The sequence below is a fragment of the Acinetobacter sp. YH12129 genome (assembly GCF_013418685.1).
Lineage (GTDB): Bacteria > Pseudomonadota > Gammaproteobacteria > Pseudomonadales > Moraxellaceae > Acinetobacter > Acinetobacter amyesii.
The window spans coordinates 40,476-67,355 of record NZ_VPBP01000005.1 but is presented as its reverse complement, the minus strand read 5'-3'; the positions used below and the strand labels follow the sequence as shown (position 1 = coordinate 67,355).

At 42.0% G+C, this 26,880-nt stretch carries 21 protein-coding genes; 11 read left to right on the top strand and 10 right to left on the bottom strand.

All coding sequences use genetic code 11. The annotated features are described in order from the left end of the window. Window positions 1-372: 372 nt before the first annotated feature. Both sfnG and msuE read right to left on the bottom strand, forming a co-directional pair. Complete coding sequence (sfnG, locus tag FTU65_RS04805; RefSeq protein ID WP_180066456.1) at window positions 373-1,479, bottom strand: dimethylsulfone monooxygenase SfnG; 1,107 nt, start codon at window positions 1,477-1,479, stop codon at window positions 373-375. A 39-nt stretch (window positions 1,480-1,518) separates the two neighbouring features. Beyond that, window positions 1,519-2,250, bottom strand: coding sequence for an FMN reductase (msuE, locus tag FTU65_RS04800; RefSeq protein ID WP_180066454.1), 732 nt, complete (start codon window positions 2,248-2,250; stop codon window positions 1,519-1,521). A gap of 374 nt (window positions 2,251-2,624) precedes the next feature. Between msuE and FTU65_RS04795 the strand changes: the two genes are divergently transcribed. Continuing rightward, window positions 2,625-3,275, top strand: a complete 651-nt coding sequence (locus FTU65_RS04795; protein ID WP_078190543.1) for a response regulator transcription factor — start codon at window positions 2,625-2,627, stop codon at window positions 3,273-3,275. Between the two features lie 426 nt (window positions 3,276-3,701). Here FTU65_RS04795 and FTU65_RS04790 read toward each other — a convergent pair whose 3' ends face one another. Both FTU65_RS04790 and FTU65_RS04785 read right to left on the bottom strand, forming a co-directional pair. Then, the gene (locus tag FTU65_RS04790; RefSeq protein ID WP_218952795.1) at window positions 3,702-4,451 is read right to left on the bottom strand and encodes a hypothetical protein; all 750 of its coding nucleotides are present in this window, start codon (window positions 4,449-4,451) and stop codon (window positions 3,702-3,704) included. A gap of 447 nt (window positions 4,452-4,898) precedes the next feature. After that, window positions 4,899-8,387, bottom strand: coding sequence for a PAS domain-containing hybrid sensor histidine kinase/response regulator (locus tag FTU65_RS04785; RefSeq protein WP_180022766.1), 3,489 nt, complete (start codon window positions 8,385-8,387; stop codon window positions 4,899-4,901). Between the two features lie 181 nt (window positions 8,388-8,568). Between FTU65_RS04785 and FTU65_RS04780 the strand changes: the two genes are divergently transcribed. Both FTU65_RS04780 and FTU65_RS04775 read left to right on the top strand, forming a co-directional pair. Next, window positions 8,569-8,901 carry a DUF485 domain-containing protein gene (locus tag FTU65_RS04780; protein WP_078190540.1) on the top strand — a complete coding sequence of 111 codons (333 nt, stop codon included), beginning with the start codon at window positions 8,569-8,571 and terminating at the stop codon, window positions 8,899-8,901. 1 nt (window position 8,902) lies between these two features. Then, entirely contained in the window at window positions 8,903-10,618 is a 1,716-nt protein-coding gene (locus FTU65_RS04775; RefSeq protein ID WP_180002715.1) for a cation acetate symporter, read from the top strand. Between the two features lie 88 nt (window positions 10,619-10,706). Here FTU65_RS04775 and FTU65_RS04770 read toward each other — a convergent pair whose 3' ends face one another. After that, window positions 10,707-11,081, bottom strand: a complete 375-nt coding sequence (locus tag FTU65_RS04770) for a hypothetical protein (RefSeq protein WP_180008801.1) — start codon at window positions 11,079-11,081, stop codon at window positions 10,707-10,709. Window positions 11,082-11,335: 254 nt separating this feature from the next. Between FTU65_RS04770 and FTU65_RS04765 the strand changes: the two genes are divergently transcribed. Beyond that, window positions 11,336-12,031, top strand: coding sequence for an ion channel (locus tag FTU65_RS04765; protein ID WP_180008803.1), 696 nt, complete (start codon window positions 11,336-11,338; stop codon window positions 12,029-12,031). Window positions 12,032-12,089: 58 nt separating this feature from the next. Here FTU65_RS04765 and omp33-36 read toward each other — a convergent pair whose 3' ends face one another. Further along, window positions 12,090-12,986: a porin Omp33-36 gene (omp33-36, locus tag FTU65_RS04760; protein WP_180066450.1), complete on the bottom strand. Its 897-nt coding sequence runs from the start codon at window positions 12,984-12,986 to the stop codon at window positions 12,090-12,092. A gap of 1,099 nt (window positions 12,987-14,085) precedes the next feature. Between omp33-36 and FTU65_RS04755 the strand changes: the two genes are divergently transcribed. Beyond that, window positions 14,086-15,792 (top strand): diguanylate cyclase, encoded by a 1,707-nt coding sequence (locus tag FTU65_RS04755; protein ID WP_180065209.1) that lies wholly within the window; start codon window positions 14,086-14,088, stop codon window positions 15,790-15,792. Between the two features lie 41 nt (window positions 15,793-15,833). Here FTU65_RS04755 and FTU65_RS04750 read toward each other — a convergent pair whose 3' ends face one another. Continuing rightward, the gene (locus FTU65_RS04750) at window positions 15,834-16,643 is read right to left on the bottom strand and encodes a toxin-antitoxin system YwqK family antitoxin (protein ID WP_180065210.1); all 810 of its coding nucleotides are present in this window, start codon (window positions 16,641-16,643) and stop codon (window positions 15,834-15,836) included. 202 nt (window positions 16,644-16,845) lie between these two features. On the opposite strand from FTU65_RS04750, the gene blaOXA reads away from it, so the two are divergent. Then, window positions 16,846-17,697 (top strand): class D beta-lactamase, encoded by an 852-nt coding sequence (blaOXA, locus tag FTU65_RS04745; RefSeq protein WP_373683454.1) that lies wholly within the window; start codon window positions 16,846-16,848, stop codon window positions 17,695-17,697. A 487-nt stretch (window positions 17,698-18,184) separates the two neighbouring features. On the opposite strand, the gene FTU65_RS04740 is transcribed toward blaOXA, so the two are convergent. Together FTU65_RS04740 and uvrA are read right to left on the bottom strand one after the other, a co-directional pair. Beyond that, on the bottom strand, window positions 18,185-18,448 hold the full coding sequence (locus FTU65_RS04740) for a hypothetical protein (RefSeq protein ID WP_180065211.1): 264 nt from the start codon (window positions 18,446-18,448) through the stop codon (window positions 18,185-18,187). A 59-nt stretch (window positions 18,449-18,507) separates the two neighbouring features. Beyond that, window positions 18,508-21,339: an excinuclease ABC subunit UvrA gene (gene uvrA / locus FTU65_RS04735; protein ID WP_180066448.1), complete on the bottom strand. Its 2,832-nt coding sequence runs from the start codon at window positions 21,337-21,339 to the stop codon at window positions 18,508-18,510. Between the two features lie 250 nt (window positions 21,340-21,589). Between uvrA and FTU65_RS04730 the strand changes: the two genes are divergently transcribed. The 3 genes from FTU65_RS04730 to FTU65_RS04720 all read left to right on the top strand — a co-directional run bounded on the left by FTU65_RS04730 (window position 21,590) and on the right by FTU65_RS04720 (window position 23,261). Further along, window positions 21,590-21,946 (top strand): DUF1304 domain-containing protein, encoded by a 357-nt coding sequence (locus FTU65_RS04730; RefSeq protein WP_218948501.1) that lies wholly within the window; start codon window positions 21,590-21,592, stop codon window positions 21,944-21,946. Window positions 21,947-22,010: 64 nt separating this feature from the next. Beyond that, window positions 22,011-22,349: a GlpM family protein gene (locus tag FTU65_RS04725; protein WP_180066446.1), complete on the top strand. Its 339-nt coding sequence runs from the start codon at window positions 22,011-22,013 to the stop codon at window positions 22,347-22,349. Between the two features lie 189 nt (window positions 22,350-22,538). Then, entirely contained in the window at window positions 22,539-23,261 is a 723-nt protein-coding gene (locus FTU65_RS04720) for a hypothetical protein (RefSeq protein WP_180066444.1), read from the top strand. A 112-nt stretch (window positions 23,262-23,373) separates the two neighbouring features. Here the strand turns inward: FTU65_RS04720 and tenA are convergent, their stop codons facing one another. Further along, window positions 23,374-24,039 carry a thiaminase II gene (tenA, locus tag FTU65_RS04715; protein WP_180066442.1) on the bottom strand — a complete coding sequence of 222 codons (666 nt, stop codon included), beginning with the start codon at window positions 24,037-24,039 and terminating at the stop codon, window positions 23,374-23,376. A 207-nt stretch (window positions 24,040-24,246) separates the two neighbouring features. On the opposite strand from tenA, the gene FTU65_RS04710 reads away from it, so the two are divergent. Then, window positions 24,247-25,332, top strand: coding sequence for a DUF475 domain-containing protein (locus FTU65_RS04710; protein ID WP_168378958.1), 1,086 nt, complete (start codon window positions 24,247-24,249; stop codon window positions 25,330-25,332). A gap of 155 nt (window positions 25,333-25,487) precedes the next feature. Continuing rightward, window positions 25,488-26,852 (top strand): MFS transporter, encoded by a 1,365-nt coding sequence (locus FTU65_RS04705; RefSeq protein ID WP_180066440.1) that lies wholly within the window; start codon window positions 25,488-25,490, stop codon window positions 26,850-26,852. Window positions 26,853-26,880: the final 28 nt, after the last annotated feature.

Here is a 26,880-nt window from a genome sequence, read left to right as displayed (position 1 = left end):
CGATTGCGCACAATGCTGTCAGCTTAAGCGTACAAGCAACGAAGTTTTTGACGCTAGGCGCACTTTTAAATTTTACCTAAGATGAACTCATACAGGAACAGGACGTTCCGGAACATAAAACAATAACAAAGTGTTCACCATCAGGACTGTGAAGCAAGACAGGAGTCATGCTTAAGTATCCATATAGAAAAAGCCCGACAGGATGTCGGGCTTTTTCTTTGTTTACAATTCCGCTCGTTTTGTAGAAACAGAGCATGTCTTTAAATTGGACTGGCGATAAAAAATCCCCTAAGCCGAGTCTTAGGGGAGGAAAGTGAAGTGAGCCGGTTGTGATTATTATGCTGATTACATGAGCTGTGACTGCATCAACAATTATGCTGATTTAGCCTGCACAACTTGCTGCTGTTGAGCTTCCAGTTCACGAACCAGTGGCAACACTTTTTCGCCAAAGTATTCCACTTCTTCAATGAAGTGGAGAAAACCTGAGAGAACCAAATCGACGCCTACACTTTTGAGTTCCACAATGCGTTCTGCAATTTGTTGTGGCGTGCCAATCAGATTGGTTTTAAAGCCGTCGTTATATTGAACCAAATCTTCAAAAGTAGATTTTGCCCAGTTTCCTTCGCCTTCTTTGGTGGATGCACCTGCTTCACGAGTTGCATCGCCAAAGGCATTGACCGCTTCGGTATTGGCATTGTCGATAATCGCTTGAAGCACCGCTTGGGCTTCTTCCCCCGTATCTCGGGCAATAATGAAGGCATTCACCCCGATTTTGACCTGATGGTTGTTGGCTTTGGCTTTTTCACGAATATCATCGATTTGCTTTTTCAACTCAGCAGGGCTATTGCCGTTGGTGAAGTACCAATCGGAAACACGGGATGCCATGTCACGTGCTGCACGTGAACTGCCACCTTGAAAGATCTCGATATGCGGTTTTTGCACCGGTTTTGGAGATAGGGTGTAGTCTTTAAATTGATAGTATTTACCATCAAAACTAAAGTTATCCTGCGTCCACACGCCTTTTAAGCTACGAATGAATTCTTCAGAGCGCGCATAGCGTTGATCATGCTCGGGCCATTCTTCACCAATCGCATCAAACTCACTACGGAACCAACCACTCACGACATTAATCGCGATACGGCCATTGGTAAGATGATCGATGGTCGCCAATTGTTTCGCAGCCAGAGCTGGTTTCCAAGGGCCGGGTAAAATCGCTGCAATGACTTTGAGCTTTTCGGTTTTGGCCAAAATACCATGACTGAAACTAACCGATTCATGTTGATTTTCCGCGTTATAGCCTGCGGTAAAACGAATTTGAGTCAGCGCATAATCAAAGCCACTTTTTTCTGCAGCTTGTGCCAAACGCACGTTATAGTCATAGCTCCAATCGGTACGCTGTTCAATATTACTGACCACCAAACCACCACTGACGTTTGGTACCCAATACGCAAATGTAATGTTTTTTTCTTGTACTGACATTTTGCAAACCCTCGGGATCGAATTGTTATGCTGTGGTGTTTAGGCCACTTGCGTTTTTGGCTTTTTACTATGCAGTCGAGCTTCAGCGGCATCCAAACTTGGAACAGCTGCAGAAGGAAGGACTTCTTCTTGCTCGATTTGTTTATTAATGCCCAAGTTTTGGTTGGCTTGTTGAGACTTGGCTTTCACCACTTCAGCACGCTGACCTTTGGCTGGAGCCCATTCCAAAATCGGCAGCGCACGTGCTACAGCTAAAGTAATGCGGTCACGGAGTAATTTACTATGAATGGTGTATTCAGGGGTGAAATCACGATCTGTTGCATAGACCCCAATCGGCAATGTTTGCGCTTGGAAGAAACTGAACAATGGACGCAGTTGATGTTCAAGCACTAAGGCATGGCGTTCAGAACCACCTGAAGCTGCAAGCAAGACAGGAACATCGACCAATGCAGTTTGTTCGACAAAGTCAAAGAAGTGTTTAAACAGACCTGTAAATGAAGCACGGTAAACTGGCGTTCCAACAATCAGTGCATCAGCGGCTTCAACAGCAGCAAGGTCATCTTGTACACGTTGTGGCAATTGGTTACGGTAAATCGCGCCACCTAATAAATTGCCAATTTCACTAAACTTAATAAAATGCACATTGATTGGAGTCGCATCACCGAGCTCATCAACAATGGCTTGTACCAAAGCTTCAGTTTTAGATGGATTGTTTAGACCACCTGACACAGCAACAATATTCAGGGGTTTTTGTAGATTAACTTGAGACATTTTTTAAACCTAAAAGTGTGGTTTCTCGGAATGCCTTTTATTAATCCCGATGGGTGGATCACTGTAAAATAACGAAAATCAGAAAAGTTATCTGATTTTTAGATTTGTTGGAAAAACCAGAAGATTTGTGAAATTTCAAATTTTAAACTGTTGATATTTCAACATATAATGCTTAGATATAAGCATTTTTACTGTGTTGATAAAATTTATATGAAAATATGATTAGATTTAAAGATTTATAGAAAATGCGAAAAAAGACGCATTTTAGGTGAAAATCTACATTTTAAATGCAAAAAAATAAGTTCTTGCATATCCTTCACATAGCATGTGTGGTTAGAATAGGGTCATTGTGCACAAGATCTCTCACGTTGCTTATGAATATTTTAATCGTTGATGATCACCCGCTGTTTCGTCATGCTTTAATTCAGGCGGTTCGTTATAGTTTGCCTCAGGCGCAAATTCATGAGACTGCAGCAGTCAATGAATGCTATGAACGTCTTGAAAATGGCCCTGAGCCTGATCTTGTGTTATTGGATCTAAACTTGCCAGGCGCTTCAGGCTTTTCTGCCTTGGTGCATATTCGCGCACAATATCCATCGATTCCTATCATTGTGGTCTCTGCGCATGAAGAAGCGTCGATTATCCAACGTGCGATTGCACATGGCGCGATGGGCTATATTCCAAAATCTGCACATCCGAGCCACATTGGTGAAGCGATTCGTCAAGTCTTAGAAGGCGAGATTTGGTTACCACCAAATTTACCTGCCAACATGAACTTTGACCCACGTGCTGCAGATGAAACAGCATTGGCAGAACGTATTCAGTCTTTAACACCGCAACAATTCCGTGTGTTAATGATGGTGGCGGAAGGTTTGTTGAATAAGCAAATTGCCTATGAGTTAGATGTATCTGAAGCAACTATTAAAGCGCATGTAACGGCGATTTTCCGTAAGTTAGGCGTACAAAACCGAACTCAAGCTGTATTGGCAATTAATGCATTGAATATTGAAGAAAAGAAAATCTAAGGATTTTTTCCAAAAAAAAGACCTCCATCGTGGAGGTCTTTTTTTATGCTGTTTAAGCGATAGAACAATGCGAATTAAACCAATAACTGATATTACGCACCTAAAAGTAATTTCGCATTTTTAAAATGATTTTTAAGTCAGTTCGACGGAGTCTTACATCTAGGGATTAAATAAAGGGATCAGCCTTCGGCTGGAGGTACTTTTGTTTCGGCAAAAGTACCCAAAACCATTGTCATCCGCAAAACTCGTTCACTTGCGCCAAATTATTCAAAGTATCGCAAAAACATTTGTGATTAGAAGTCGTCCTGTCTCAAACACTTGCGGATGACGTTACCGCGTATCGTTCTTTTATTTGAATCAAATTGTGCTTCTGATGTTACTGCGTAACATCAGTTAATACCTTATATAAACAACTTCAACAATAACTTAAGCAATATAGTCTTGCTTAGGCGTCAGATCGGTACAGTACAAAGGGTTGAGCGCACATTGCAATTCATCAATTTGTTCATCGGACACATAGCCGCGCGTTTTGAGATAATCCGCGACACGGTCATCACGTAAACTCAAAAAGGCAGCATCATAAACGCCCAAATCCACAAATAGGGCTGCAGTTTCTAAGCTGTTAAAACGGTCCAGATAAACATCATTGTCATACATCAGGAAGATATGGTCTTGCTTGGAGTTGGCATCGACATTTAAACGTTGTGCCAATTCAAATGGCGCTGTTTTAATAAATAGTAAATCAGATAATTCATCAAACTGTGTTTTATCCAGCTGGTTTTTGTCGGTTTTGACTTTACCGAGCCACGCTTTAAACACCAAAACCGCACCACCACGCAGTAGCATGCTCCAAATCTGATGACGGGTGTCCAAACCCAAGCCATTGGATTCTGCTTCTAAATTTTGCAGCAGTAGGTCTTCTTGCTCTGCCAGTCGATCGAATAAGCCAAGGCCTTGAGGTTTGTAGGCATTCGGCGCAAAGACATCAAAATTCAGTTCATCAAACACTTGTAACGCGAGAGGAACGGCACTGCGATAGAGCGTTTCCAGCGCTTCGACTTGCACATCACTTAATTTGCTGAACTTAAATAGCTGACGCCAATCGATCTCTGGCAAAATAGCATTGGCACCATACTGACGATGAAACTGTAGATTTTGATCAAAACCATGCGGCATTGTTTCTGAAATATTCACAAGATCACTCCTAATATGCGGGGGAGATCAGCTTCTCAAGTGTTGAGTTATGACGCTTCTTGAATTGGCTTGAAACTGATCAACTTCTTATGAATATTTTTAAAACGAACGGCCGCAGCTAAATATACGACTAAAGTTTTAGTTTTTATTTTTGGTTATAAAAATCTGATTTAAATCAAATAGATTTTTAATTGTAACTAAGTGTACAAGTGTTCACTCACGCATTCGATATCTTTTGCCATAGGCAATCTTAATTTGATATTTATGGCTAATAAATAGACGAAATATCGGGGCTATTTTGAATGGTCTTGCCGTTGAGACAAATTTTTTTGCCAGTTAGGTAAGTTTAAGTAAAAGCAAGGTAAACAAAAGCCCATTTCATGTGAATGAAATGGGCTACTTTTCACAGAGCGATGTCCTGTAACAACGCTACTGATTTGAAATTTTTAAACCAGATAACCATGAACGCAGTGAAGCCGGTTTCAATGGTTTTTTCAGTAAGACGATGTTTAACTCTTTTAGACGTTGCGGTAGTTCAGGATCAGAATCTGCGGTAATCAGCGCCACAGGGACATTTTCCTGACGGTTATCTAAAATAAAGTCGAGACCGATCTTGTTGTTATTCAAGTGTTGGTCAACCAACCAAACTTGAATATTTTCTTGTTGAATCAACTCCATGGCCTGTTCAGGTTCAGTGGCTTTAAAGACTTGATAGCCCCATTTGGTCAGTAAGGTCGACATCCCTTCCAAAATGGTTTCATCATTGTCTAAGCACAGAATCTTATAGGCTTTGGTCTTCAGCGGAACCGCTTGAGTCGGTGCAGCGACCACTTTTGGCGCAGCGACCACAGGCACTTCAATCATAAAACACGAACCATGACCAAGTTCTGAGAACACATGCACTGGGTAGTCGAGTAGGCTGGTCATGCGTTGCACGATGGCTAAACCTAAGCCCAGACCCTGTTCGCCCCATGGAGAGGTATGTCCACAGCGTTCGAACTCTTGGAACAACTTAATGCGCTGTTCTTCCGCGATCCCAGGACCTGTATCCCAAACGCCAATACGAATATGCCCCGGACGTGCTGAACGTAGCACACCCACCACAACACGACCACGCGCTGTATAGCGTAAGGCATTGCTGACGAAGTTTTGGATAATACGACGAATCCACTGTGGGTCGGTGTCAATCCAGAACTGAGCATCATGTACAGTCAGTTTGATATTACGCTGTGCTGCAATCGATTTAAATTGCAGTTCAAGATCGCTGAGTAAGTCATGCAGTGGATAAGGCTGACGTTTCGGCTGGATCGTTCCACCTTCGAGTCGTGCAATATCCAAGAGGGCAGAGAGCATACTTTCCGCACCATGCAGCGCACGATCAAGTTGCTGAAGCGTTTTACGATCATCGTCATTTTGTACGCTTTGCTCGAGGGCGGTACTGAACAGGCGAGCAGCATGCATCGGTTGCAATAAGTCATGGCTTGCGGCAGCAATAAAGCGGCTTTTCGACATATTGGCTTTATCGGCTTGCTCACGTGCCAATTGTTGTTCAGACAGGGCATCTGCCAACTGTTGGGTACGGTCTTGTACACGCCCTTCAAGCAAGGCTTCATTTTCACGGAATGCAGTAATATCGGCAAAGGTCGTGACGAAACCACCGCCTTCGATCGGGTTCCCGCGCATCTGAATTACACGACCATCTTTACGAATTCGTTCAAATTCGTGTGCGCTGCCGACTTGCATCCAATGCATACGTTTACGCACATGTTCTTCGACTGAACCAGGACCACATTCGCCGCGTTCAGCGTTATAACGAATCAAGTCTGAAATTGGGCAACCGACATAGACAATGTCTTTTGGATAATCAAACAGTTTGAGGTATTGATTATTCCATGCTACCAAACACATATTTTCATCAACCACGGACACACCTTGAGTCATATGGTCGATCATGGTCATGATCAGGTTTTGGTTAAAGCGCTGCCACTGTGAGGCTTGGTCAAGAATATTGGCGACCTGACCGAGTGCTAAACCATTATTGACCATGGCTGTGGTGAGTAGGGTACGGGCAGATGCCGCACCGATGGTGCCGGCAAGATACTGTTCGGTAAAACGCCACCACATGCCGTTGGCGCTGCTATTTTCATTCAAAACCACATTGTTTTGTGCGCAGAACTGGTTGAAGGCGCGCATAGTTGGACCTTCACCGGTAATGCGTTTTGCCAAAGTAATCAGATCACCTACTTTTAAGCGTGCCACATCATGGTGAATATAGCTGATGTCGTTTGATGTACTTTGAGCCGGGAGGGGCTTGGTTTCATAATAAAAGAAACTTTCGGCCTGAATTTGCTCGGCAACACTTGGACGGAAGACGCGGGAAATCCAAATATAGAGGGTGATATTTAAACCGAGTGCCCAAACTACGCCATGGGTAAGTGGATCGAAAGATTCAAACCCTAACAGTGCTTCAGGACGTAACCAACTCAAGCCTAGCGGACCCTGACTTAAAAGATTTTCGGTAAATGTTTTAAATTGTTCAGGCAGGCTACGCAATACGGTTGGTAATAACAGGGTATAAGCCCACATGCCAAAGCCGACCAACAGACCTGCATATACGCCTTGCTTACTTCCGCCGCGCCAATATAAACCACCAATTAACGCCGGTGCAAACTGTGCCACAGCACTGAAGGCCAATAGGCCAAATACCGATAATTGGTCAATGTCATTGAAGAAATGGAAGAACAAGAAGCCCAATAACATGACCGCTAAAATACATACACGACGTGTGAATTTCAGTACGAGTGGTAGGCGTTTGTCATGACGTGACAATAAGCGTGTACGCCACAGTGCAGGCATGATCAAGTCATTACTGAGCATAATCGACAAGGCCACTGACGACACCAACAGCATACCTGTCGATGCTGAAAAACCACCGAGAAACGCAAGTAAGGTCAACCAGTCTTGGTTATAACTCAAAGGCAGTGAGAGCACGGCAACATCGGGGATTGCCAAGTAGGCAGGTGCTGCATGCAGCGCCCAACTGGCAATCGGGATGATCGCGATAATGGTTAAAATCAGATAAATGGCAAACCAACGACGAGCACCACGGATATGCTTTTCATCTCGCAGTTCAACCACCGCGACATGGAACTGACGTGGTAGACAAATAATCGCTAATGCAGCCAATAAAGTTTGAATCCAAAAGCTTTCTGGCACACCTTTGAGCTGAACATCTTTAAAGGTGGTGTTGATGTCATGGCTGATTTGAGCCATGTTTTCAGGTGATTCAAAAACAAAGAAAAATGCGACTGCAAGTAGTGCAAACAGCTTGACGAAAGACTCAAATGCCACAGCCAACATTAAGCCGCCGTGCTGTTCAGTATTGGCAATCTGTCGTGTCCCAAACATCATCGCCAAAATCGCCAATACACCAGTCAAAAACAGCACACTATTGGTGGTGCTGGTCAGACCAGCGGTCGGTTCTAAAATGACCGTTGCACTTAGGGCAATTGCACGTAGTTGCAAGGCTAAATAGGGAATAATGGCAATCACGGCAAGGATCGTGACTAATGACGCTAAGGGGCCACTTTTACCATATCGTGCTGCTACAAAGTCGGCAATCGATGAAATGGCATGATGCTGACGGACACGGCCTAAACGTCGCCAAATATCATAGCCGAGCGCAACAAATAGCAGCGGTCCTAGATAGATCGGCAGGAAAATAATGCCCTCACGAACCGCGGCACCTGTTGCGCCATAAAACGTCCAAGATGAACAGTAAACCCCTAAAGTTAGACTAAAGAGAAGCATTCTGCCGCGAGTACTGAGCCTGCTGGCATGCTTTTCACCAAAGAATGCACATACAAAGAGTAATGCGATGTAAAGGGCCAATACCCCGACGATAAGCCAACTATTCATAGAGCCTGCAGCATATTAATTCTCGCTTAATGATAACGCATCCATAGGCTTAGGGAGGTTATTGCTCAAAATTTAACGACCAAAGTCTAAATTACAAGAGATAAGGAACATTGGTAAGTTTAGCTTCGAAATAATTCGAATTAGAAAATTGCGCGCCAAGGTTCGGCGTAAGGAGAACATTATGGATGAGAGACAGGTAGAACAAATTCTACAGAATCCAAAATTTAAGGAAATGGTTAGCCGTAAAAGTAAGTTGAGCTGGACTTTGACGATCATCATGTTGGTGGTCTATGTCGGCTTCATGCTACTTGTGGGCTATAACAAAGAGTTCTTGATGCAATCCGTGAGTGGTGGTGTAACCACGATTGGTATGCCATTAGGTTTGAGCATTATTGTATTGTCATTCCTGCTCTGTGGTGTGTATTCGTACATTGCAAATAATAAATTAGATGCATTAAACGAAGAAGCAATGCGTGAAGTAGAAGCAATTACTCAAGAAAAAGGACTTCACTAAGATGAAATGGAATTCATTGAAAGCAACAGCACTGGCGGCTCCCGCTCTGCTCATGTCAAGCATGGCAATGGCAGGACCAGATTTAGGTGAAGCACAGCAGCAAGCGACCAACTGGCACGCAATTATCATGTTTGCCATCTTTGTAGGTTTTACGCTGCTAATTACTAAATGGGCTGCAAAACAAACTACCAACACTGCAGATTTCTATACTGCTGGTGGTGGTATTTCAGGTTTCCAAAATGGTCTAGCGATTGCCGGTGATTATATGTCAGCAGCATCGTTCCTCGGTATTTCCGCAATGGTATTCAGTTCAGGCTTTGATGGCTTGCTGTATTCATTGGGCTTTATGGTGGGTTGGCCAATTGTATTGTTCTTAGTAGCAGAGCGTCTGCGTAACTTAGGTAAATTCAACTTATCTGACGTTGTATCGTTCCGTTTGGCTGAAAAACCAGTACGTACATTGGCAGCAATGAGCTCGCTGGTGGTTGTAGCGTTCTACCTAATCGCACAGATGGTAGGTGCAGGCCAGTTAATCAAATTGTTATTCGGTCTAAACTACAACATTGCGGTTGTGATTGTTGGCTTGCTGATGATGGCGTATGTAATCTTCGGCGGTATGTTGGCAACGACTTGGGTACAGATCATTAAAGCAGTGATGCTACTTTCTGGCGCAACGTTCATGGCATTCATGGTCATGAAGGGCGTGGGCTTCAGCTTCTCTGAAATGTTCTCACAATCTATTCAAGTTTTCTCTAAAGTTCACGAAGTGACTTTGGCAGAAGCGGGCAATATTATGGGGCCTGGTAAATTGGCTGCGAACCCAATTGATGCGATCTCTCTAGGTCTGGCATTAATGTTCGGTACAGCAGGTTTACCACACATCTTAATGCGTTTCTTCACGGTTAAAGATGCCAAAGAAGCGCGTAAATCAGTGGTTGTAGCAACAGGTTTCATTGGTTACTTCTACCTACTGACTTTCATCATTGGTTTTGGTGCGATCCTTTACGTTTCAAACAACCCACAATTCCTTGATGTTGCAAAAATGGCGGTAACTGGCAAGCTAGAGCTTGTTGGTGGTAACAACATGGCTGCGGTGCATTTATCTGATGCATTAGGCGGTGATTTGTTCATGGGCTTCATTTCAGCGGTGGCATTCGCAACGATTCTTGCAGTTGTTGCAGGTCTAACATTGTCTGGTGCTTCAGCTATTTCACATGACTTGTATGCAAACGTATTCAAGAAAGGTCAAACAACGCCAGAATCTGAACTTCGTATGTCTAAAATCGCGACTTTAGGTCTTGCGATCTTCGCGATGATTTTAGGTATCTTGTTCGAGAAACAAAACGTTGCATTCATGGTTGGCTTGGCGTTCTCTGTAGCAGCATGTGCAAACTTCCCAGTACTTGTATTGTCTATGTTCTGGAGAGGCTTGACCACTCGCGGCGCAGTGATTGGCGGTTTAGTAGGTCTGCTTACAGCAGTGACCCTAATTATCTTATCTAAAGCAGTTTGGGTAGATACATTCGCAATCTCTGAAACACCAATTAACCCATTCAATGGTCCTGCTATCTTTGCAATGCCATTGGCATTCATCTGCTGCTGGTTGTTCTCTGTGACTGATAATTCAGCACAAGCACAAGCTGAGCGTAAAGCATTCGATGCACAGTATGTACGTTCACAAACTGGTATTGGTATCTCTGGTGCTTCAGATCACTAATCTGAATCGCCTAAAAAGCCCCTAATAAGGGGCTTTTTTTATATTTAGTGAATGATATGACGCAGAGGTTTGTAGACAAATCTCTGTCCTATTTGCGTGTATAATTTTCTCCATTGATCGACATTTTCCAATGGCCTTGATCATCTTGATAAGGCGAGCGCTGAATGGTGAATTGTTGAGAGAAATTATCCTGACCGATGCTAAAGCTCTGATCACCAAAACTGCTCAAATGGGCTTTTATTCGCGACTGTTCAGCACCACTGAAGGTTTGGTTGGCAATACTTTTTTCAGTATGTTCTTGATGGTAATACGTCACTTCGCCCGACGATTTGATCACTAATTCACTGTGGTTGTTTTGCCAAGTCCCCACATAATTTTCATGGCCTTTGAGGAGCGGACTGTTTTGTGTACAGGCAGAGAGCATGAGCAGACAGAGGGGTGCAAATACGAGATGTTTTTTCATAATGAAATCTACCACGCAGGAGATTTCTTTAAATGTGCGCCTGAATGCTGAAACTTACAATAGGCTTTTTGAGGCTCATAGGTGATAAAAAAACTGAGGCAGAACAGTAGGCATATGTGATGTTTTTCAGGACACGCTCAACAAATCTTTGCAGTAGAAGAAACTTGCTTCATGCTAATTTAAAATCAATCAGTTGATGATGCTTCAGATTGATCATTTCAGCGCATGATAAAAAAATATAGAGATTGAACATAATGCAAGGATTCGTGGATTTTTGGAAAAGCTTTAGACTTTTACCCTCAGCATGGCTGTTACTGGTGCAGTTTCTGATCTTGGTTTTAACCGCGATTACCCGAGAAAGTCTGTCTTTTCGTGCGCTAATTTGGGTACTTGGGGTGTCGGTACTATTGATCATTGCCAAAGTGATTCGCCAAACTCCAATGTTTACGATTCTAGGACTGAGTTTTGTTGGCTGCGCCGTATTGTTTTCTACTTTGATTATGCTCGGTGTAAATCATCCGAATATTCAAATTATTGCGCATGGTTTTGAAGCCTGTGCGTATTTTAGTGCAGCCTATGGCTTATTACGCTATATGTTTGCCGATCGCTATTTAACCAAAGATGAACTTTTTGCAGCAGGGGCAGTATTTACCCTCATCGCATGGGGTTTTGCTTTTCTCTATAGTATTTGTCAGCTGATTTATCCGGATAGTTTTGTAAATCCTGCAGAGCCGGGCATGCAGTCGTGGTTAGATTTATTATTTTTAAGTTTTAGTTTGCAGTCTGCCACGGGCTTGTCGGATCTCATGCCTGTGAGTGCGCCTGCACGGGTCTTGGCTATGCTTCAAATGTTCTGTGGGGTGATGTATTTGGCTCTCATCGTTTCACGCTTAATTGCATTGCAATATATTGCCCATTTACCGGAACGCCATGAGCCCAAAGACAAATAATGGCAGGAAAAAAAAGGACGCAATTGCGTCCTTTTCTATATTCAGTATCTAATATGAATTAGAAACGGAATTTAGCATTTACGCCAACAGTTTGAGTGTCAAGCGCTACAGCATCTTCAAATGCATCGTTTTTAGCTTCATAGTTAGCATTTACATAGCTAGCACCAACTGAAACAGCTGGAGTAACGAAGTAGTTTACGTTAGCAGCTAAAGCTTTGTCAGGAGAACCAGCATAGCTAGATTCCATGTAAGAAACGCCAACGCTTAGTTTAGGGTTAAGGTAAAGTGTAGTGCCTAGGTTGTAAGCAGTAGATTCGCCATAAACTAAACCAGAATCAAAACCGATTGACATGTTAGTGCCATCGATTGGACCTACATATTTAGCACGTGCAGTGATTGCGTCTTGATCTTCAGAAATTGTTAACGTTTCAAGAGCTGCTTTAGCAACACCATTTGAAACAATGTTGAATGCATCTAAAGAAGCTTGATCAGCAACGCTTGTATAACCAACTGCAACTAAGAAGTTAGGTTTAAGAAGAGCACCAACTTCTAAAGCATAACGGTCGCCATTGTCATCAGCATTACCAGTTTTGCTATCTACGATAGTGTGGTTATAAGAAGCACTTGCATAAGCAGGTACTACTTTAGTTGGAATGTAAGCTTCACCTTTCACGCCATATACGTGAACAGCATCGCGTTCACCAGCTTCACTAGTTTCGCCATAGCTATAAGCAGCAGAAACATTAGATGCATGGTTTAGGAAAGCAGCTTCAGCTAAAGGACCTTTTGTAGAGTCAACGTTTTTAAGGTAGTAAGTACCTTGAACAGCGCCTGTGAAGTCTTTGTCGTTTGCAGTGTTGTCGATGTATTCTGCTTGGCCTTGAACTTCAAATTGGTAAGCTTGAGCACCGGTCATGGCTAATAATAAAGCAGTGGCTAAACCGAGTTTTTTCATGATTTTCTACCAGTTGTTACAAATGGATTAAACATTGAGCATTGTATTGTAACAATATATTAAGTCAATGATCCTAAAGGTTATTATTCAGTCTCTGACTCAGATCTTTATTTCATAATAAGAAATTCAGTTTTTACTCTAACTAATAAGTCACTGAAAAAAAATCATTGAGAACAATTAAGTAAGTTTGATTAAATTCTTAATTAAAAAAATACACTTGAAAAAATACACAACTTTTCAATCTGAAATAACAATTATTATTGTTATTTTAATTCAAAATAACATTTATTGTAGTGGGTAAATTCTAACGCTTTTCACGCATTTGAAGCGATAAATTGCGGCTTTGACTGCCGAATTGTTGGGCAAAAACTGTTTATTTGCATAGTAAATGGACGTTTTTGTTTTAAATCTGAGGTCTACTTCACTTAAATATGTGTCTTTGTGATAAATTTAATATCCTTGTGAAATACTTGGCTTTACATCAGGTTTTATTTGATTCATAATTTGCCAATCGAGTCGTCACACAGTTTAAAAGTGTGACTTTGACCCTGGTTCTCCATCATTTGTTTTTTATTCGCCCAGCTTTCCCCAAGGTTGGGCTTTTTTTTTGTCTAAAAATGGAACTTTACCGCAAAGATTATAGATAAAACGGAGATGGAATAAAAATAAATGCCCTTTTATGGTGCATATATTATTGAATTTATCATCGAGTTCAGTAGGTCCAGACAAAAAAAATCCTGATTTTCATGGAAAATCAGGATTTTTTAGCCAAAATTTTCGGGAAACTAAAATATTCTGCTGAGGAAGAAATTTAGTGTGCCCTAATACGGTGCATTCTGCACCAATTTATTGCAATTGTAAATATTTATTTAAGCAAGTTCATAAAAAAATTTATTCCTTTCAAATATGTTGCTGTTTTTTAGCAAATTATCTCGTTTTAAAATGATAAAAATGTGACAGATTCAACACATTTGTATAGAATTTAGCTGTATAAATGTTCATTTTATAAATTAATAAATTATTGATCATTAATTTAAATATTCCCGCGTTTAGTTGATAAGTGGGTTGGGGTATGCAACAAGTGTGGGGCATAAAATAGATGGAAACATTACGAACAGAGCATATTAGTAAGCGCTTGCAACTTGCGATGCTAGTAATCGTCTTGTCTATCGTATTTATTAGTGTTCCACTGATTGTGAGCAGTTATCAAAACTACCTCAAAAATGCTCAAGCGCTGAAAGAAATTCAGATGCTAAAAATGGTGGCAGATTTAACCAACCAAATTTCTCGTGAACGTGCGCCAGCTAACAGTGCAATGTCGAGTCAAGGTCTTCAGCGCGAGCAAAAAATTATTGAGTTGGCTGAATATCGTCAAGGCGTTGATCGGCAATATCAAGATACACTGAAAGTTTTAAAAGAAACGGGCTTTGCACCGATCGCCCAGCAGTTAGAGTCCAATTTATATCCATATTTGTTGCAGGGTCGCAAAACGGTCGATCAATATATTGCGCTGCCGACACAACAGCGTGAAGCTAAAAAATTGGATCATGCCATTTTGGCGATGTTCCAAGCTTGGGATCAAAGCTATATTGCCATGCAGAAATTGGTCAATCATTCACATGGTAAAGATACCCGTGTATCGAATTATTACACGCTGATTTTATTACTGGCAGAATTACGTGATCAGGCGGGACGAGTCGCATCAAATATTATGGCTGCGGTATCATTTCAACAGGAAATTCCAGAGCAAAATTTAGCGCGGAGTTTACAAACCCAGCGTCAAACACGCTATCTATGGGAATTGATCAATGTCGTGCAGTCCGAACATGACAAAACACCCGAGTTTAAACAGTTACATCATGCGGTACGAACGGAATTTTTAGATAAAGGTTTGCCAATTATTGATGGTTTGGCTCAAAAAAGTCTTCAACATCAGCGTTATCACATGGATGGCACCCAGCTCACTGATGCAATGGTCAATAAATTTGTCACAGTGGTGGAATTGCAAAGTTATATTTTAGATTACAGTCTCAAAGTAGCTGCGGATGAACAACGTGAAGCGCGAAATAAATTGATTTTCACGCTTTTTGTCTCGCTCGTGTCATTACTGACTGCATTATTAACGATGTTCTATGCCAAGAAATGGGTGTTTGAACCTTTAATTCGTGCTCGTAATCAGTTATTTAAACTGGCTCGGCACCGACAAATGGATCAAGGCGTGATTGAACCTGCCAAAGTAGGTTATCTCAGTTTATTTGATGCCATTCAGCATATTGAAAACATGTTGGAACAACGTGATGCCTTTGAATTTCAGCTTAAACATATTGCCAATACTGACTCACTCACCAATGTCGCCAATCGTTTTGCCTTAGATGAATATATTAAATTTCGCGACAGCCAAAATTCAGGCTTTTTACATACAGCACTGATCGTGATTGATATTGATCACTTTAAACAGGTGAATGATCGCTATGGGCATATTGTCGGCGATTTGGTGATTCAACATGTTGCCAATCAATTACGACAACATATTCGTTCATCCGACTTGGTGGTGCGATATGGTGGAGATGAGTTTTTAGTCCTGATCGAGGGGATTGATATGCTCAAAGCCCAGCACATTGCCGAAACCATACGGCATGATATTCAGCATGTGAATTTCAATTTGGCAGAAGACGAAGCAGATCTCATCGTGACGGTGAGTATTGGTGTTGCAGTGGGTGTCAAAAGCTGGATCGATTTATTAGAGCGCGCAGACCAAGCATTGTTTAAAGCCAAAGCTGCGGGGCGTGATCGTGTTTCAGCCTAAACGCAGCTTGGCAGATTCATATAGTTAGCCAGAAAAATCAATTAATCTTCATCTTTATATAATTTATTGCAGGCTTGTTGGTTCATTTGGCTGCCGTCTTCATTCCAACACTGGGCTTGGGTAATTTTGCCTAAATCGTACTGAAGCACCGCTTCAGGTTGCCCATTGTCATACCAAATTTTATAACTGTTATGACGAACGCCATTACGATAATAACCTTGGCGTTCTAGTTTGCCGTTTTCAAACCACATTTTCAGCTCGCCAATCAGTTTATTGTTTTGAAAATTGGCATAGGTCCACGGTTTACCATTACTGTACCAGCGTTGGCGCAGGCCATTTTCGATCCCATTTTTATAATTTTGAGAAAAAGCCAGTTGGCCATTCGTATGCCAAATTTTGTAATCCCCCTGCGACTCACCATTGATGATGCTACTTTCTTGCTCTTTTATCCCATTGGCAAACCAAAACTCAAGTTTGCCCTCGTACTCCCCATTTTTATAAGCAATGCGGCTACGGGGTTTGCCGTTGGGGAAGAAACTTTCAAATACGCCTGAGCCTTGAATACCATCTGGAAAGTGAATGAGATGTTCACATTCACCATTTTTAATTTTGCTATTACTCAGAAAGATGGTGGTCAGGGCATTGCCATTGGCATAGACATATTGATTTTCAAAGATCCCATTGTGTGGTGTCGGGGTGCTGAGGGCTTTACACTGCAGCTTATCTTTCCATGGGCTAAGATCGGGGTCTTCTTGTGAGACAAACAGCACCATGTATTCGTTTAGATAGCCATCGGCAAAGCTATATATCGGACATAATAAGAGGCTGAAACTTAAGATAAATTTATTCATTGTTAGTATGCTTTTATATTTTAAAAAATTAAAAATTATTCGTTGTTGAGTCCACGATAGGCGTCATCATAAGGATGTTTTGTTTAAAAATAAATAGTCGATATGCTGAGTTTTCGACAGATTGAAGACTGTTGAAAAGTAAACAATTCAGGTTTGAACTTCATCTTATACTATGGACTTTAAACACCATAAAAATAGTGCAATGAAAAAAATATATCTATCGTTGATGACTGTCCTGAGTTTGACAGCATGTACAGCAAATGAAGGCATGTTGGATTCATCTCAACACTTAAAACAAACGGCTCAAGCCAATTTAGAAAATTCACGGGTGAGTGAGATTCTGTCTTTATTTAATCAAGCACAAACACAGGCAGTTTTTGTCACATTTGATGGTCAGCGCATGAGCCATTATGGCAATGACTTACAGCGCGCCCAGACAGCATACATTCCTGCATCTACCTTTAAAATGTTAAATGCTTTAATTGGTTTGCAGCATCAGAAGGCGACAACCACTGAAGTTTTTAAATGGAAAGGTGAAAAACGTGCTTTCCCGTCATGGGAAAAAGACCTGACTTTGGGTGAAGCGATGCAAGCGTCTGCGGTGCCTGTTTATCAGGAACTGGCAAGGCGAATAGGTTTGGCGTTAATGCAACAAGAAGTCAAACGGGTCGGTTTTGGCAATGCCAATATTGGCAAACAGGTGGATAATTTTTGGTTGGTTGGGCCGTTAAAGATTACGCCCGAGCAAGAAGCCAAATTTGCGTATCAGCTTGCGACAGAGAAATTACCGTTTGATGTCGCGGTACAAAAGCAAGTCAAAGACATGCTTTATATTGAAAGTCGTGGCGATGCGAAGTTGTATGCCAAGAGTGGTTGGGGTATGGATGTAGAGCCGCAAGTTGGGTGGTATACCGGTTGGGTAGATGATGGTCATGGCAAGATTACAGCGTTTAGTTTGAATATGCAGATGGCAGCAGGGGATGATGTGGCGGAGCGTAAGCAGTTGACGTTGGATGTGTTAGATAAGTTAGGTGTATTTCATTATTTACGTTAATTTTTTGAATTTTGAATTTTGAATTTTGAATTTTGAATTTTGAATTTTGAATTTTGAATTTGCATGTCTTCACTGTAGATTGGGTTTGAGTTTCCATTACGTGGGAGATTCCTATTTTTGAAAGCACAGAAGTAAGCAAAATGCTTTTGTTTGGCTGAGGGCACATCCGTGCTGCCCCACTCAAACAGGCGACATCCATGTCGCCGTCATGTGATTGAATGTAGTGAAGTACAAGAATTTATGTAGAAATGGCTTTGTTTAAGCTCGTATAAAGTAATTTTCTAGCCTCTAAAATTTTAAATCTATATTGAGCAGTTGTTTCAACATTGATAGCTCCATTTTTACAAAGTGTATAAGCGTTAAATTTTCCGAGTAATTCGCCATAAATTCTTAGCTTTTCTTATTGTTCAATATATCCATGTAAAAGAATTAAACCTTCATTTTTGCTAAGTAAATTAAAGTCATTAAAAAGTGCGTGTCTTAGAGGTTAAAGTCTGTCTGAAATCTCATTAAGAGCTGGTTGAGATTGTTTTGTTTCAAATTCAAAAAATGCCCAAATTTTTAAAACGAGATGATTTATTTCCTCGAGATCTTTGGAAATATTGGTCAATAAATTACGATTATATAGAAGGTTATCTTTTGCTACTGATGCTGAAATATTTGCCTTTTGATTTAAGTAGGTAATTACGCCAGTTATCAGTGCTCCTAAACCAATTTTTACGGCTGTATCAATTATCTCTAATAAAGTCATATAAATAAAAAACGGTGAATGAATCACCGTTTTATCATGCACTTAAAGGAAAGAGAATCTTATTTCAACATCGGCTTTAAAAATTTCGCTGTATGCGACACTTTATTCTTCGCAACAACTTCAGGTGTACCTTCCGCAATAATCATACCGCCACCTGCACCACCTTCAGGGCCTAAATCCACAATCCAATCGGCCGTTTTAATCACATCCAAGTTATGCTCAATCACCACGATGGTATTGCCCTTATTACGTAGCTCATGCAGGATGTCGAGCAATTTGGCAATATCATGGAAGTGCAGACCTGTCGTCGGTTCATCAAGCACGTACAAGGTTTTGCCTGTATCGCGTTTCGCCAACTCACGTGCCAATTTCACACGCTGTGCTTCACCACCTGAAAGTGTGGTTGCAGACTGACCCAAGCGGATATAGCCCAAGCCCACTTGGTTCAAGGTTTCCAAACGACGGTGAATCACAGGAATGGCATCAAAGAAATGCATGGCATCTTCAACCGTCATTTCTAAGACATCTGAAATATTACGACCTTTATAACCAACTTCTAACGTTTCACGGTTATAGCGCTTGCCGTGGCAGGCATCACAAGGCACATACATATCAGGTAAGAAGTGCATTGCAACCTTAATCATACCGTCGCCTTCACAGGCCTCACAGCGACCGCCTTTCACGTTAAACGAGAATCGACCTGCAGCATAGCCACGTGCTTTGGCTTCAGGGGTTTGCGCAAACAGTTCACGAATAGGGGTAAACAAACCGGTATATGTTGCAGGGTTTGAACGTGGTGTACGACCGATTGGGCTTTGGTCAATATCGACGACTTTATCGAGGAACTGTAAGCCATCAATCGAATCAAATTTCTCAGCCGTTAATGTGGTTGCACCATTCAATTGAGTCGCTGCAAGCGGCAATAATGTCCGGTTAATCAGCGTCGATTTACCTGAACCTGATACACCTGTCACACAGGTCATCACACCTAAAGGAATAGTCAAATCGACATTTTTCAGGTTATGACCCGCAGCGCCCATTAACTTAATTTGCTCTTCAGGTTTTGGCGGTTGTGTGCGTGTTTTCGGCACATCAATACTGAGCTTTCCTGATAGATATTGACCAGTTAATGAATCTGGATTTGCCAAAATTTCATCATACGTCCCTTCGGCAATCACATGACCGCCATGCACACCTGCACCGGGGCCAATATCAATAATATGGTCGGCGGCACGGATCGCATCTTCATCATGTTCTACAACTAATACGGTATTACCTAAGTCACGCAAACGTACTAGGGTTTCCAATAGGCGGTCATTATCACGCTGATGCAAACCAATAGAGGGTTCATCCAGCACGTACATTACGCCCATCAGGCCCGCGCCAATTTGCGAAGCCAAACGAATACGCTGAGCTTCACCACCCGACAGTGTTTCTGCCGAACGCGATAAACTTAAATAGTTCAAACCGACAGAGACTAGGAAGTGCAAACGTTCACGAATCTCTTTGAAAATCTTGTCAGCAATTTCGCCTTTGGCACCACTTAAGTTGAGGTCTTGATAATAGCTTTCAGCATCGCCAATCGACATTTTGGTGATTTGCGCGATGGTTTTATCTTTAACTCGAACATGACGTGAAATTTCATTGAGACGTGAGCCACCGCAAGCATCACATGCGGCATTGGATAAATACTGTGCTAAATCCTCACGCACATAGTTCGACTCCGTTTCACGATAGCGACGCTCTAGGTGAGGTAGAATCCCTTCAAAGGCTTGCACACGTTTGTGCGAACGACCACGTTCATCAATATAGCTGAGGTCAACTTTTTCCTTGCCTGTACCATACAGGAATTTCTTTTTGGTCTCGGCATCGAGTTCATTCCACGGTGTGTCTAGAGAATAACCAAAATGATCGGCAACTTTTTGGATCATGCTGTAGTAATACGGACGTTGACGGTCCCAACCACGGATTGCCCCTTGGCTAATCGAAACTTCATTATTGGGAATCAATTTGTCAGCACTAAAATGGCTGCGTGTGCCTAAACCATCACAAACAGGGCATGCACCGAATGGATTGTTGAAGGAAAATAGCCGTGGTTCAAGTTCACCAACGGCACGTTCACATTCAGGGCAAGAGTGTTTCGCAGAAAATACGCGATCTTCTTGTTCGCCTTTCATCCACGACAAAATGGCAATATCGCCACCCATACGTAGTGCAGTTTCAAAGCTTTCTGCAATCCGGTTACCGAGGTCATCACGAACTTTAAAACGGTCAACAACGACTTCGATGGTGTGCTTTTTCTTTTTGTCGAGTTCAGGCGGAGTATCAATATCAATGACTTCACCGTCGACACGCGCACGGACAAAACCTTGACCTTGTAATTGTTCAAATAAGTTGGTGTATTCGCCCTTACGCTCTCGCACCACAGGGGCAAGCAACATAAGCGCTGTGCCTTCTTCTAGACCTTTGACGGTATCGACCATTTCAGACACAGTCTGAGCCACCATCGGGAGGTCATGTTCAGGACAGTATGGCGTGCCGACACGGGCATAGAGTAGACGTAAATAGTCGTAAATTTCGGTGATCGTTCCCACCGTTGAGCGCGGGTTATGGCTCGTTGATTTTTGTTCGATGGCAATCGCGGGACTTAAGCCTTCAATCGAGTCGACTTCGGGCTTTTCCATTTGCGAAAGGAATTGACGCGCATAGGCAGATAAGGACTCAACATAGCGACGTTGACCTTCAGCATACAAGGTATCAAAAGCCAAAGAGGACTTCCCTGAACCAGAAAGACCCGTAATGACCACAAACTTGTCGCGTGGAATATCGAGTGACACATTTTTTAAGTTATGGGTACGTGCGCCTCGAATACGGATATGGCTTTGGCTCATGCAAGGGGTCCTAAAAGATTCATCGAAAAACCTATATATGATAGCGCATGAAAAATGTTCAAGCTTTATTTAAATGAAATTAAACGTCAGCCTATGACGGCTAAATTAACCTATTGTCAAAGCTGTAAACTTTATCTAGGGTAATTAATAGAAAAATTGCATTCATCCAGTTTGAGCTGTTAGGGATGGATCATCATTTTGCAGTTTAGGCAATCTATCCTAAGCGAGTTAAAACAAAAAGGAAAATCACATGATTGTTGGAAAATTTTTCATCGCCCTGATTGCACTCTTACATATTTATTTTTTAATTTTGGAAATGTTTCTCTGGGATAAACCTTTAGGCATGAAAGCCTTTGGCAATAGTGCAGAAAAAGCAAAACTGACCAAGGTGCTGGCACAAAATCAGGGACTCTATAATGGCTTTTTAGCAGCAGGGCTGATTTGGTCACTGTTTGCACCTGAAAGCTATGCCGTTGCACTGGCGAATTTCTTTTTGGGCTGTGTGTTGGTTGCAGGGATCTACGGCGGCATCACGGCGAGTAAAAAAATTATCTATATTCAGGCGCTGCCAGCCTTAATTGCTTTAATAGTGGTGAATTTGGTCTAAGCAAATTATGTTTTGAAGCGTAGACTACGTGGCTTGATGAATTGATGTGTGGAAATGGCTAGGCATGCTGTCCTTATTTCTCAAAAGCTTAATGGGTGCATTTGTTGTGGTATTAATTGCCTTGCTATCTAAAAGTAAGGCGTTTTATATCGCAGGTTTGGTCCCATTGTTTCCGACTTTTGTGCTGATTGCCCATGTGATCGTGGCAAATGATCAGGGTGCATCCGCATTACAAAAAACAGCGTTGTTTGGACTCTGGTCTCTCATCCCATATTTCATTTATTTATTAATGGTGTACCTGCTCGCTACACGTATGAGCTTAACGGCATGTTTGAGTGTAGCAACGTTGAGTTGGGTGCTTGCTGCGGCTGTTTTGATTTATGCATGGCAGAGTTTTCAGTAAGCATCAAAAGCCTATATCGATGCTGATTTAGATCAATTTTTTATGGGTTCTAGATCATTTATAAAACTATAGATTTGGCTAAAATTATGATGAATTTCCAATCGTTAAATGTGTGATTTTAAATGTAAGTATTTGAATAATTAATTATAATTCTGACAGAACAGCAAATAATCATGATAAGAGCAAATAATGTTAAAACAATTTTGGGTGATCATCAGCCTCATGTTTTCAAGCCAAATCCTGTGGGCTGAAGACAGTCAAATCCTCGCGTTTGAACAGTTTATTGACCCTGCAGCCGAGCAGCGTTATAGCGTGAGCGTGCCTGCGGTCGCACAAAATGAACAGCTATGGTCTGTGGTATATATGGTGCTACAAACCAACCAAGTTCCTGACAATACTGTTCTGGACTTTAAAGTCGTTCCCCAAGGCTTATTGTTGAAAAATAATCCTGCACAAAAAATACAAGAGTATGCTTTTGATGGTGTACAGTTGGCACAGAAAAAAGACTATGTACTGTCCCAATTCTCCGATTTGAGTGAACAACTGAAAGATCAAACGGGCAAGAAAGTGCTGGATGCATCACTCTTTGATACCAGTCGTGCCCATGTATATGCCCGCGTAGAAGATTGGGTGCCTGACTATAATGCACAAGCAACTCAATTGAATATTGAACTGGGTAAACTTAATGAAATGCAGGTGAAAGGGCTGTATTTGATTTTAGGCAAAGGTGAAAAGCCCAAGGATTTATTGGCCATTGCTCAACTAGATCCGATGGTCAAATCACAATTTCATTCAGAAGAGATGCAGGAACGCAAAGCAGCGCGTAGTGAATTGCGTGAAGCACGTTTTGCGATTTTTTTGGTGATTATCGCGATGGGGATTTTTCTCGGATGGTATCGTTTTAAACGCTAATGCTTAAAATGATCATGCAAGGTCATTTTAAAAACCGAATCCAACCGTATTAAAAAAAGGATCTAAAAGTAATTTTAGATCCTTAAATTTTTATACAGCTAAAATCACAGGTTTATTCAATGGGCCAAGTCCGCTGTTGATACGCGCTGTCCCAGAACATCCATTCTAATTTTGCGCCGTTCGTGTAAGCCGCATGCATTTTTTCACGTGTATCTGCATCACAGCGAGCCGCCACTCGATCAATGGTTTGAATCACATTTTGTACAGCGCTGTTGAAGTCTTTACCTGAGTAGGTGTCGATCCATGCTTGGTAAGGGTTATTCGGCACAGATTGGCTGACAATGGCTTTGCCGACTTCCGCATAGATCCAAAAGCAAGGCAGGAGTGAGGCAAGGACCACAGGGTAACTTTCTGACCATGCTGTCGCTGTTAGAAACGAAGTGTAATGATGGCAGGCAAGGGTCAGTGGAGTATTTTCAAACTGTTCTTTGCTAATGTTGAAACCTTGCATAAAGTCATTGTGCAGACTGCGTTCCACCACGATGGCAATTTTTGCCGCTTCAGAAAACTGAATCACATCGTCGGCATCAAATGCCTTGGCTGCACACACTGCAAGTGCACGACCATAGGCCAATAAATAATGGGCATCCTGAATGACATAGTGACAAAAGGCGTCGCGGCTTAAGCTGCCCTGAGCCAATTCCTGATTAAACGGTAGATGGAGTATCTGCTGATATAACGCGGTATTACGTTGCCAAACTTCTTCAGAAAAACGCATTGAACATTCCTGTCGTTAAAAATGAAAGACGGGTCTACACCATGATGCGATGTAATTGAGAGACTCCATCTTAGAGTGTTTATTCAAAATGTAACGAATAATTTTTGGTTTCAATCCTGAAAAGCGGCATAATTGCGCCATAAACTTAGCTTCAAACTGGGTATTCCCTCATTTTGAAATCTTATTGAATGAATAGGTCGATCTATCATGATGAAACATTTTGGTTTCTCAATCGTCTTTACAATCGTGTGTCTTGCCATTTCTGCATATTGGGGTCTGAATCATGGCCCAAATGCAGGTGTGCAAGCCATGCTGACAGCACTGACCATTACTGCAATTTTGGCAGTGATGGAAGTATCATTATCATTTGATAACGCTGTAGTGAATGCATCGGTACTCCGTGGTTGGGATCATTTCTGGAAAATGATTTTCTTAACTGTCGGGATCGTGATTGCTGTATTCGGTATGCGTTTGATTTTCCCAATCGTCATTGTTGCTGTAACGGCTGACATGGGCGCTATGGAAGTGGTGCAATTGGCATTGAATAATCCAATTGAATACTCTGCAAAATTGATGGCACATCATGCAGAAATTGCGGCCTTTGGTGGTGCTTTCTTATTGTTGGTATTCCTGAACTTCTTCTTAGATGAAGGGAAAGATACCCATTGGTTCCGTTGGCTAGAGCGCCGTTTGGCCAATCTTGCAAACGTTCCTGCGATGTCCGTGTTTATTGCCCTAATTGCGTTATTGGTAATGGCAGCAAACGTGGCCGAAGCCTCTCGTCTAGCGGTAGTGATGGCGGGTATCTGGGGGATCGTGGTGTATATCGGTGTCCAAGTACTGAGTCATTTATTGGGTGGTGAACCTGAAGTTGATGAAAACGGTAATGCGGTTGGACATGACGCAAATGGCGTACCGACGGGCGTGATCAAAGCAGGTTTTGGTGGTTTCCTTTACCTTGAAGTACTCGATGCCTCATTCAGTTTTGATGGTGTGATTGGTGCATTTGCGATTACCTCTGATGTTGTGATCATTATGCTCGGTCTTGCCATTGGTGCTATGTTCGTGCGTTCGATGACCATTTACCTGGTGGATAAAGGCACCTTAGATGCTTATATCTTCCTTGAACATGGTGCGCATTATGCGATTGGTGCTTTGGCCTTCATTATGTTGGCGAGTGGCACAGGTCTGCATGTCCCTGAAGTGGTAACAGGCCTGATTGGTGTGGCATTTATTGTTTGGGCGGTGATTGCCTCAATTCAATATAAAAAGCGCCAAGAAAGTCTAGGCTAATTTAAATTTGCCTGAAATCTCCCAAAAAGCGCAGCATTAGCTGCGCTTTTTATTTGTCCAATTATCAGGATATTTAAAATCAATAAAAATCCTGCTTCGTTTTAAGCTGAATGTCCTATAATCCCATTCCAAGATTAATGAATTTTTAACCAGCTATGATGAATGCTCTTGAACGACGCTCAACTTTTGCTTTGAGTAGTATTTTTGCCTTACGTATGCTGGGGCTGTTCATGATTATTCCTGTTTTCTCTGTGGCAGGTCAGCAATATGCAGGGGCTACACCGGCACTCATTGGTTTAGCGGTGGGTGTTTATGGTTTAACTCAAGCGATTTTACAGATCCCGTTTAGTCTAATTGCAGACCGTTATAGTCGTAAACCGTTGGTGGTAATTGGGCTGCTGTTGTTTGCTTTAGGTGGTGCAATTGCTGCAATGTCCGATAGTATCTACAGCGTAATTATCGGGCGTGCGATTGCTGGTGGTGGTGCTGTATCTGCGGTGGTGATGGCTTTGTTAGCCGATGTTACACGTGAAGAACAGCGTACCAAAGCCATGGCCATGATGGGGATGAGTATCGGTTTGTCCTTTGTGGTCGCGTTTAGCCTTGGGCCTTGGCTCACAGGTTTAGTCGGCATCTCGGGTTTATTTTGGGTGACCACCATCATGGGACTTGCCGCGATTGCGATGTTGCTATTGGTACCGAAAGTAACGCGTCATCATAAAAATTTTCAACAAGGTTATCTGACGCAGTTAAAGCAAGTACTGAAAATGTCTGATCTAAATCGTTTACATGTTTCAGTCTTTTCATTGCATTTACTGCTCACAGCGATGTTTATCTATGTGCCGTCTCAGTTGATTGACTTCGCCAATATTCCCTTGCATTCGCATGGTTTGGTGTATTTGCCGCTTTTGGTCGTGAGCCTGTTTTTTGCATTTCCAAGTATTATTTTGGCGGAAAAATATCGCAAAATGCGCGGCATTTTCTTGACCGCCATTGGTGGCATTATTTTAGGATTGGGCATCTTAATTTTTGGTTTCGAATCAAAATATATTTTGCTGACAGGCTTAGGTTTATTCTTTATCGCATTTAATGTGATGGAGGCATTATTACCGTCATGGTTGTCGAAAGCAGCTCCAATTCAATCCAAAGCGACTGCCATGGGGGTGAACGCCAGCAGTCAGTTTCTGGGGGCATTTTTTGGTGGTATGATTGGTGGGCAACTTCTGTTGCTAAATGATACGGCAATGGGATGGGGCATCCTGACAGGGCTAGCCATTTTATGGTTGATCATTAGTTTTGGGTTGGCTCAGCCGCGTTATTTATCGTCTATGGTTTTCAGTTTGCCTGAAGATAAAGAAACGGATGAATGGACTTCTCAGCTTTTAGCAATTCGTGGTATTGAAGAAGTTGTGGTGATGTCTGACCAGCAAGTGGCTTATGTAAAAGTGGATAAGCAGCAGATGGATGAATCTGCGCGACAACATTTAACGCACTTGTTAGGGAAAGAGGTAGCCATTTAAGCATAACTCTTATAAAGTAAATAATAGA

Bases quoted from the DNA above. Each gene is read 5' to 3' on its own strand.
- sfnG (WP_180066456.1), bottom strand. From the start codon at position 1,479: ATGTCAGTACAAGAAAAAAACATTACATTTGCGTATTGGGTACCAAAC.
- msuE (WP_180066454.1), bottom strand. From the start codon at position 2,250: ATGTCTCAAGTTAATCTACAAAAACCCCTGAATATTGTTGCTGTGTCA.
- FTU65_RS04795 (WP_078190543.1), top strand. From the start codon at position 2,625: ATGAATATTTTAATCGTTGATGATCACCCGCTGTTTCGTCATGCTTTA.
- FTU65_RS04790 (WP_218952795.1), bottom strand. From the start codon at position 4,451: ATGCCGCATGGTTTTGATCAAAATCTACAGTTTCATCGTCAGTATGGT.
- FTU65_RS04785 (WP_180022766.1), bottom strand. From the start codon at position 8,387: ATGAATAGTTGGCTTATCGTCGGGGTATTGGCCCTTTACATCGCATTA.
- FTU65_RS04780 (WP_078190540.1), top strand. From the start codon at position 8,569: ATGGATGAGAGACAGGTAGAACAAATTCTACAGAATCCAAAATTTAAG.
- FTU65_RS04775 (WP_180002715.1), top strand. From the start codon at position 8,903: ATGAAATGGAATTCATTGAAAGCAACAGCACTGGCGGCTCCCGCTCTG.
- FTU65_RS04770 (WP_180008801.1), bottom strand. From the start codon at position 11,081: ATGAAAAAACATCTCGTATTTGCACCCCTCTGTCTGCTCATGCTCTCT.
- FTU65_RS04765 (WP_180008803.1), top strand. From the start codon at position 11,336: ATGCAAGGATTCGTGGATTTTTGGAAAAGCTTTAGACTTTTACCCTCA.
- omp33-36 (WP_180066450.1), bottom strand. From the start codon at position 12,986: ATGAAAAAACTCGGTTTAGCCACTGCTTTATTATTAGCCATGACCGGT.
- FTU65_RS04755 (WP_180065209.1), top strand. From the start codon at position 14,086: ATGGAAACATTACGAACAGAGCATATTAGTAAGCGCTTGCAACTTGCG.
- FTU65_RS04750 (WP_180065210.1), bottom strand. From the start codon at position 16,643: ATGAATAAATTTATCTTAAGTTTCAGCCTCTTATTATGTCCGATATAT.
- blaOXA (WP_373683454.1), top strand. From the start codon at position 16,846: ATGAAAAAAATATATCTATCGTTGATGACTGTCCTGAGTTTGACAGCA.
- FTU65_RS04740 (WP_180065211.1), bottom strand. From the start codon at position 18,448: ATGACTTTATTAGAGATAATTGATACAGCCGTAAAAATTGGTTTAGGA.
- uvrA (WP_180066448.1), bottom strand. From the start codon at position 21,339: ATGAGCCAAAGCCATATCCGTATTCGAGGCGCACGTACCCATAACTTA.
- FTU65_RS04730 (WP_218948501.1), top strand. From the start codon at position 21,590: ATGATTGTTGGAAAATTTTTCATCGCCCTGATTGCACTCTTACATATT.
- FTU65_RS04725 (WP_180066446.1), top strand. From the start codon at position 22,011: ATGCTGTCCTTATTTCTCAAAAGCTTAATGGGTGCATTTGTTGTGGTA.
- FTU65_RS04720 (WP_180066444.1), top strand. From the start codon at position 22,539: ATGTTAAAACAATTTTGGGTGATCATCAGCCTCATGTTTTCAAGCCAA.
- tenA (WP_180066442.1), bottom strand. From the start codon at position 24,039: ATGCGTTTTTCTGAAGAAGTTTGGCAACGTAATACCGCGTTATATCAG.
- FTU65_RS04710 (WP_168378958.1), top strand. From the start codon at position 24,247: ATGATGAAACATTTTGGTTTCTCAATCGTCTTTACAATCGTGTGTCTT.
- FTU65_RS04705 (WP_180066440.1), top strand. From the start codon at position 25,488: ATGATGAATGCTCTTGAACGACGCTCAACTTTTGCTTTGAGTAGTATT.